This is a genomic window from Saccharopolyspora sp. 7B, assembly GCF_020177435.1.
Classification (GTDB): domain Bacteria; phylum Actinomycetota; class Actinomycetes; order Mycobacteriales; family Pseudonocardiaceae; genus Saccharopolyspora_C; species Saccharopolyspora_C gregorii.
The window spans coordinates 26135-33940 of record NZ_JAIUKC010000009.1 but is presented as its reverse complement, the minus strand read 5'-3'; the positions used below and the strand labels follow the sequence as shown (position 1 = coordinate 33940).

Here is a 7806-nt window from a genome sequence, read left to right as displayed (position 1 = left end):
CCACGAGGAAGCGAAGGTGCTGGTCGGCGCCAAGGACTGACCTCGGACGCGGAAGAGCCCCCCCCCCCGGGGGGGGGGCGGGGGGGGGGTGGGGGGGGGGGGGGGGGGGGGGGGGGGGGGGGGCCCCCCCCCCCCCCCCCCAACGATCCACCCACGTACGATCGAAAGGCTCCTGACATGACCCGCACCCGCCTCCGTCGCGGTGCGCGCGCACTCGCGGCCTCCGCAACGGTCTTGCTCATGACGGTGGGGTCGGGTGGCATGTCGGCCTCGGCCGCAGTCGTGCCCGCCGGTGCCGAGGCCGTCGTGCGCTACACCGAGCACGGGATTCCGCACATCCTCGCCGAGGACTACACCGGACTCGGCTACGGCTACGGCTACGCGTCGGCGAAGGACAACCTCTGCGCCCTGTCCGACGTGTACATGACCCTCCGGGCCGAGCGCTCCCGGCACCTCGGCCCGGACGCGCCGCCGAACGAGGGTCTCGCCAGCGTCGACAACAGCCTCGACAGCGACCTCTACTACCAGGGAGTGAACGACAGCGGGGTCGTGGAAAAGGTGTCCGGTCAGCAACCGCCGCTCGGCCCGAAACCCGAAATCGTGGAGATGGTGCGCGGATACGTCGGCGGGTTCAACCGGTACCTGGAGGAGACGGGTGCCGACGGCATCACCGACCCCGCGTGCGCGGGTGCGGCCTGGGTGCGCCCGATCTCCGAACTCGACGTGTACCGGCACGTCTACGACGTGAGCACCTCGTCCGGGCTGGGCAGGCTGGCGGGAGACATCGTCAACGCGCAACCTCCGGGGACGCGGGGGCGGTCGGCGGACGTGCCGCACGACGTAGGTGCCGTGCTCAAGGGGCTCGGTGCTGGAGACGGAGTGCGGCCCAAAGCGAGCAACGCGATCGCGGCAGGCAAGGACGCCACCCGGTCCGGGCAGAGCGTGCTGCTGGGCAATCCGCACTACCCCTGGCACGGACCGAACCGCTTCTGGCAGGCGCACCTCACCATTCCCGGTGAACTCAACGTATCCGGCGCCTCCCTGCTCGGGATTCCCAGTGTCCTCATCGGACACAACGACGAGATCGCGTGGAGTCACACGGTCTCCACGGCGGCGACGATGGGGCTCTACGAGGTTCCGCTGGTTCCGGGCGAACCCACCGCGTACCAGGTGGACGGAAAGCGGGAGGAGATGACCGGCCGCACCGTCCGGGTCGAGGTGCGCAACACCGACGGTGGCACCGACACCGTCGAGCGGACGCTGTGGTCGACCCGTTACGGCCCGGTGATCGCGGGTGCGGGCGGTTCCCCGCTGCCGTGGGAGACGACCGCGCACGCGGTGCGCGACCCCAACGTCACCAACCTCCGCACGCTCAACACGTGGCTCGACTTCGGTACGGCGGAGAGCACGGCGGACATGTCGAGAGCCCTTGCCGACAACCAGAGCCTGCCGTGGTTGAACACGATCGCCGCCGACCGGAGGGGAGACGTGCTCTACTCCGACGTCCAGGTGGCTCCGCACGTCACCGACGAACTCGCGGAGAAGTGCAGCACTCCGCTGGGCGCGCAGATCTTCGCGCTGAGCGGTATCTCGGTTCTCGACGGAGGACGGGGTGACTGCGCCTGGGGCAGCGACGAGGATGCCGTGCAACCCGGCATCTTCGGTCCCGGCGCGCTTCCCGAGATGGTGCGTCGTGACTACGTGCTCAATGCCAACGACAGCCCGTGGCTGACGAACCTGGAGCAGCCGCTGGTGGACTACCCGCGCACCATCGGTGATGTCGGGACCGAGCGCTCGGCTCGGACCAGGGAGGCGATCGAGTCGGTGCGGGAACGCCTTGCGGGCGAAGACGGGTTGCCGGGCGAGGGATTCTCGCACGAGACGATGAAGGACATGCTGTTCGCCGACCGCAGCAGGGTGGCGGTGCTGGCGGCAGCGGATACCGCCGACATGTGCGAGTCGTTCCCGGGTGGCCGAGCACCATCCAGCTCAGGGTCGGTCGACGTATCGGCCGCCTGCGATGCGGTGGCGAAGTGGGACCACACGTACCGGCTCGACAGCCGGGGTTCGCTGCTGTTCGAACGCTTCGTCCGTGCCCTGGGGTCGGTCGAGGGCGGGCCGTGGCAGGTCGGGTTCGACCCCGCCGATCCGGTGCACACCCCGAACACGCTCAAGACCGGCGATCCCGCCGTGCACCGTGCGTTCGGCGACGCGGCGGTCGAACTCCGGAACGCCGGTATCCCGTTGGACGCTCCGCTCGGTGACCACCAGCAGGTGACCCGCAACGGTGCGGAGATCGGGATCCACGGCGGACCGGGGGAGTTGGGCGTCCTCAACGTCATCACACCCGAGTGGGATCCCGGGCAGGGCAACACCGAGGTCGCCCACGGATCGAGCTTCGTCCAGGTGGTGGAGTTCGGGAGTGCCGGGAGCCCGAAGGCCTCGACTCTGATGACCTACTCGCAGTCGACCGATCCGACCTCGCCCCACTACGCGGACCAGACCGAGTTGTACTCCGCCGGCCAGTGGGTGACCGACCGGTTCAGCGAGCAGGAGATCGCCAACTCCCCGGAACTGCGGGTCGAGCTCCTCGGCCGGTAGCGGAGATGACCCGGGCTGCCGGGTGACGAGTGAGGAGAGCGGATGCCTTTCGCGTCGGTGAACGGCGTGCGCCTGCATTACGACGAGTTCGGCGTGGGCGAACCGGTGCTGCTCATCATGGGAAGCGGCGGACGGGGCCGCGCCTGGCACTTGCACCAGGTGCCCGCCCTGCGCGCCGCGGGCTACCGCGTCGTGACGTTCGACAACCGGGGCATCGCCCCCAGCGACCTGTGCGCGGACGGTTTCACGGTGCGGGACATGGTGGGTGACGTCGTCGGACTCATCGAGCACCTGGGCCTGGAATCGGTGCGCGTGGTCGGCACGTCAATGGGTTCCTACATCGCACAGGAACTCGTGCTCGCGCGACCGGACCTGGTCCGGCAGGCGGTTCTGATGGCGACCAGAGGGCGTACCGACAGGTTTCGGGCTGCGTTGTCGACCGCGACTCGTGAGCTGCACCGTTCGGGCGCGGTCATTCCGTCGTCCTACTCGGCCGTGACGCAAGCGATGCAAGTCCTGTCACCGGCGACCCTGGCCCGGGACCAGGACGCCGCGGACTGGCTCGACCTGCTGGAACTGGCGCCACCGCCGGGTCCCGGCGAGTTGGCTCAGCTGGCCCTGGAACCGATGCCGGACCGGTTGGAGGCATACCGCGCGATCGAGGTCCGATGCCACGTCGTGTCGTTCTCCGACGACCTCTTGACGCCCGCGCGGCACGGCAGAGAACTCGCCGAGATCATTCCTGGAGCGACCTACGAATGCGTGGCGGACGCGGGTCACTACGGTTATCTGGAGGTTCCCGAAACAGTGAACAAGTCTATTGTGGAGTTCTTTCGGTCGGCCTGTTGATTCCGCCGGACAAGGGGAATTTCGCCCGGACTTAATGGCGGCGACTGCGGTCGCGGACAGTGCTAACGTGCGATCCAGTGAGGTCGTGCAGGCGTCAAAATCCTGCTGCGCCAGGGGTTTTAGGGACGCTGGGGGGCGAATTCCGCCTTCCTCGCGGTGAGCCGACTCACCGCCTTGATGGGCGCGTTGCCCGACGCCGCGTGGAGGGAAGACGTTTTTCGATGATGGACGTAGCCGCATTGACCAGACAGGTCGGCAGGATCGGTGACCTCGACCCGTCATTGCTCCAGCGCGCCAGCCGTGAAGGGGTGAGCGTGCCCGACGAGTGGGGACTGGAATACGGCGAGTACCAGAGCGGTGGGTGGCTGACGCTGTCGTTGTACAACGAGAGCGGTGATCCGAACGATCTCACCATCCGTGACTGCGAGCCGCAGGAAACCACGCTGTTGAAGCGGATGCCCGCCACTCGGGAGCTGCTGCGGTCCTTCGGGCTCAGCTACATGTGGGTGCGGATCGCGCGGCTGTCGTCCAACTCGTTCCTCTGGGAACACCGAGACTACGAGGAGCTGTCCGATGTAGAGCGGCATCGGCTGCACATCCCGCTGCGCACCAACCGTTCGTCGGCACTCGTGACCGGCGGGGCGAAGGTGCATCTCGGCTACGGCGGCATCTGGCGACTCGTCCCGACCCATGCGCACGGTGCGTGCAACCTGACCGGGCCGGACCGGGTCCACTTGATCATGGATTGCTACGCCGACGACGCGTTCCGCCGTTTCACCGAGAACATCCACCTCACGCAGCAGGACGTCCAGGTGTTGCCGGAGCCGGAAGACGACGTGCTGGAAGGACACCTGGACCGCGCGGTGCAACTGCTCACCTTGGGCTACGGGCGGGTGGCCGAGCAATCCCTGCTGCGCCTGTTCTACAGCTACGCCATGCCGGAAGGCACCGTGTACGACCTGATCCTCGAAGCCCACCGGCGGTTCGGCGACGAGTCCCAGGTCGCGGCCTGGCAGGACACGAAGAAGGTCATGCTCGGCCTCGCCTGATCTTCCCACCACGGCAACCGATCATTCCCCGTCAGATCCTCGCTAGGAGTAGGCGTGAGCACCTCGTTGATCAGCGACCTCGCGGAGTCCAGCCCGCCGACGATCCGACCACTGCTGGAAGTGGTGGTGGACGCGTTGTCGAGCAGTCCTCGCGTCCGCCGCATCGCGCTCACCGGTGGGCGGGTAGCCGACCTGCACGGGGCGGGCGAGATCGAGCTCGTCGTGGTGGTGGACGACGACTGCCTCGCCCTCTTCGCCCTCGTGCTCGACGACCTGATGACGCACGGGGTCGGGACGCTGTTGCCGGGTTGGCGGGAGAACGCGGACGGTGCGACCACCAGCGTCGATTCGCTCTACCTGGCCCCGCACGCCGGGCGGCTGCACCGATTGCGGGTGCGCCTCGTCGGCGGCGGACTGGCCGAGGCGGTCGAATCGCGGGAGCCGAGCTGCCCGCTGTACGTGGCGGATCAAGTCACGGCGGGGGTCGACTCCGCATCCGGGGTGACGGCCGAGGCGCTCACGGATCGACCGCCGACGGCGGCAGGTCTGCTCTGCGAGTTGCTCGTGCGCCTGCACACCCTCCGCGACGAGCTCGGCGTCAGCGGCTACCTGCGTGGCTACGGACGTGTGGTCGAGGTGCGGGAGACGCTGGCCCAACTGGTCGCCGCGGTGCTCGGCCTGCCCGAGTCCCGCAGGCGGTGGGCGGATCTCGACGGCGAACTCGCGGTCACCCCGTTGGGACGGGCGTGCCGCACCGCGCTGCACGACCTCGTCGCGGCACCGGTGCCGGGAACGCCGACCGACGTGGCGGCGACGGTGCGGACCTGTCTGGACCTGGTGGCCGTGGCCGACCCGGCGCTGGCCGCCGAGTGGGGCGGCACCCTCGACTCGTACCGGCACTACCTGGACGCGGCATGAGCGGTTACCTGCTCGTCCCGTTCCCGCTGCACGGCCACGTCAACCCGATGGTCGCCGTGGCGGAGGAACTCGTGCGTCGGGGCGAGCCGGTCACCGTCGCGGTGAGCGCCGGCTTCGCCGAACCTTTCGCCGCGGCCGGCTGTGCGATCGTGGAGCTGGACATCCGGGCTCGTGAACGCATCCCCGAACAGCAGGACCTGCGCTACAAACTCGGCGGGTTGCGCAGGGCGTGGGACATCGTCGCGGAGCGGTTCCGGCTCACCGAAGTCCTCGGCCGCGTGGTCGAGGACTTGAATCCGGACGCCGTGGTCACCGACATCATGGCGATCTGGGGGATCAAGGCGGCCGAGGCCAACGACGTCCCGTTCGTGTCCTTCTACGTGACCTACGCCCTGAGCGAGGAAATCCTCCTGTCCGATGTGGACCGCAAGTTCGGCCCCCGGATGAAGACCCTCGCCAGGTGGTCCGGTATCGCCCGCATCCAGCCCGGACTCCGCCGTCGCGTCACCGCGCACGCGGCCATGGCGCTGGTGAACGTGGTCGCGGAGTTGCAGCCGATGCGGTGGTCGTTCGATGGGCGTTTTCGTTTCGTGGGGCCGCTTCAGCGGGGTTCGTCGGTGGGGTATGAGGGTGGGGATCTGCCGTGGGACCGGATCCGCAGCGGCCCGACCGCGTACGTCTCGACCGGGACGTTGTTCACCCGTGGTGCGGAGTACTTCCGGCGGGTGGCGGAGGGTTTCGCGGGTTCTGGGTGGTGCGTGGTGATGGCGACGTCGCATACGGATCCGGCCGAGTTGGGTGTGTTGCCGGAGAACGTGGTCGCGCGTCGGTATGTTCCGCAGTCCGAGGTGTTGGCGCACAGTGATGTGTTCGTGACGCATGCGGGGATGAATTCGGCGATGGAGGGTTTGGCGCTGGGCATCCCGATGGTCCTCGTACCACGCGCCTACGATCAGCGCGGCATCGCGCGGCAGATCGCCTCCCTCGGAGCAGGGGAGATCGTGGCGGCCACGGCGGCGGCATCGGAGTTCCGCGAGGCGGCGGACCGAGTGCATGGCGACGAACGGATGCGAGCAACCCTCGACGAGCTGTCCGCCAGCGTGCGGGGCGCGGGCGGAGCCGGCGCCGCGGTGGATGCCCTGCAGAAACTCACGGCGAACCGATGACCCGCTACCTCGTGTTCCCGTACCCGCAGCATGGCCACGTGAGGCCGATGTCGGCGCTGGCCGCCGAGCTGGTGCGGCGCGGCGACCACGTCGCGGTCGCCGTGACCCCCGAGTTCGCGGCCGAGTTCCGCGACGTCGGTTGCGAGGTCACCGAGTTCGCCGCGACGGTCGGCAACGCCCACGTACCCGAACGGAAGCCACGCCGCACCGTGCTGCCCCGCCGAGTGGTCGCAGCTCTGTCGCGTCGGCGGAGCCGGAAGAGGGTGGTCCGTCGGATCCGCGGGTGCTGGACGTCGTGGAATCCCGATGTGGTGGTCACCGATTACGTGGCGGGCTGGGGAGCAACGGCAGCCCGTGCCGAAGGCACGCCCTGGGTCGCGCTGAGCGTCACCTATGCGCTCAACGACGAGGTCGTCCTGGACGAGTTGCGGGCGCGCACGGGGCCGATCGCCGAATCCTGCGCGCGTCGCACCGGGCTCACCCGCGTCCACCCGGCATTGCGGATGCCGGGTGCACGAGCACCGCTGGTGCTGGTGAACGTGGTCGCGGAGTTGCAGCCGATGCGGTGGTCGTTCGATGGGCGTTTTCGTTTCGTGGGGCCGCTTCAGCGGGGTTCGTCGGTGGGGTATGAGGGTGGGGATCTGCCGTGGGATCGGATCCGCAGCGGCCCGACCGCGTACGTCTCGTCGGGAACCGTGTTCTCCCGTGGTGCGGAGTACTTCCGGCGGGTGGCGGAGGGTTTCGCGGGTTCTGGGTGGTGCGTGGTGATGGCGACGTCGCATACGGATCCGGCCGAGTTGGGTGTGTTGCCGGAGAACGTGGTCGCGCGTCGGTATGTTCCGCAGTCCGAGGTGTTGGCGCACAGTGATGTGTTCGTGACGCATGCGGGGATGAATTCGGCGATGGAGGGTTTGGCGCTGGGCATCCCGATGGTCCTCGTACCACGCGCGGGCGATCAACTCACGACCGCGCGCCGACTGCGGGACATCGGGGTCGGCGTGGAAGTGGACGCGAACGCCTCCCCTGCGCAGTTCCGCGCCGCGGTGGAAGCGGTGCGCGACGACGAGTCCGTCGCGGCGGCGCTGGCGTCGCACGCGCGACGTGTTCGTCAAGCGGGTGGTGCGGGCATGGCCGCGGACCTGCTGTCGGAGTTCGCCCGCTCCTCCGCGGTCACCTCCCGCGCGTCGTCCACGAAGGACTCGACGTCGCCTGCGGGAGGTTAG

General features: G+C 68.8%; 6 protein-coding genes. All 6 read left to right on the top strand.

Annotated features, from left to right (window positions below):
* Positions 1-240 precede the first annotated feature (240 nt).
* The 6 genes from LCD33_RS01850 (at position 241) to LCD33_RS01825 (ending at position 7806) form a co-directional block, all read left to right on the top strand.
* Positions 241-2601: a penicillin acylase family protein gene (locus LCD33_RS01850; RefSeq protein ID WP_224965934.1), complete on the top strand. Its 2361-nt coding sequence runs from the start codon at positions 241-243 to the stop codon at positions 2599-2601.
* Positions 2602-2643: 42 nt separating this feature from the next.
* Positions 2644-3450 (top strand): alpha/beta fold hydrolase, encoded by an 807-nt coding sequence (locus tag LCD33_RS01845; RefSeq protein WP_224965935.1) that lies wholly within the window; start codon positions 2644-2646, stop codon positions 3448-3450.
* Between the two features lie 314 nt (positions 3451-3764).
* Complete coding sequence (locus tag LCD33_RS01840; RefSeq protein ID WP_224955859.1) at positions 3765-4499, top strand: aspartyl/asparaginyl beta-hydroxylase domain-containing protein; 735 nt, start codon at positions 3765-3767, stop codon at positions 4497-4499.
* A gap of 54 nt (positions 4500-4553) precedes the next feature.
* Entirely contained in the window at positions 4554-5417 is an 864-nt protein-coding gene (locus LCD33_RS01835; protein ID WP_224955860.1) for a hypothetical protein, read from the top strand.
* Positions 5414-6583, top strand: a complete 1170-nt coding sequence (locus LCD33_RS01830; RefSeq protein ID WP_224965936.1) for a nucleotide disphospho-sugar-binding domain-containing protein — start codon at positions 5414-5416, stop codon at positions 6581-6583. The genes LCD33_RS01835 and LCD33_RS01830 overlap by 4 nt, the downstream gene beginning before the upstream one ends.
* Positions 6580-7806 (top strand): nucleotide disphospho-sugar-binding domain-containing protein, encoded by a 1227-nt coding sequence (locus LCD33_RS01825; protein ID WP_224965937.1) that lies wholly within the window; start codon positions 6580-6582, stop codon positions 7804-7806. Before LCD33_RS01830 ends, LCD33_RS01825 begins: the two co-directional genes overlap by 4 nt.

Coding starts and splice junctions, on each gene's coding strand:
- LCD33_RS01850 (WP_224965934.1), top strand. CDS start 241: ATGACGGTGGGGTCGGGTGGCATGTCGGCCTCGGCCGCAGTCGTGCCC.
- LCD33_RS01845 (WP_224965935.1), top strand. CDS start 2,644: ATGCCTTTCGCGTCGGTGAACGGCGTGCGCCTGCATTACGACGAGTTC.
- LCD33_RS01830 (WP_224965936.1), top strand. CDS start 5,414: ATGAGCGGTTACCTGCTCGTCCCGTTCCCGCTGCACGGCCACGTCAAC.
- LCD33_RS01825 (WP_224965937.1), top strand. CDS start 6,580: ATGACCCGCTACCTCGTGTTCCCGTACCCGCAGCATGGCCACGTGAGG.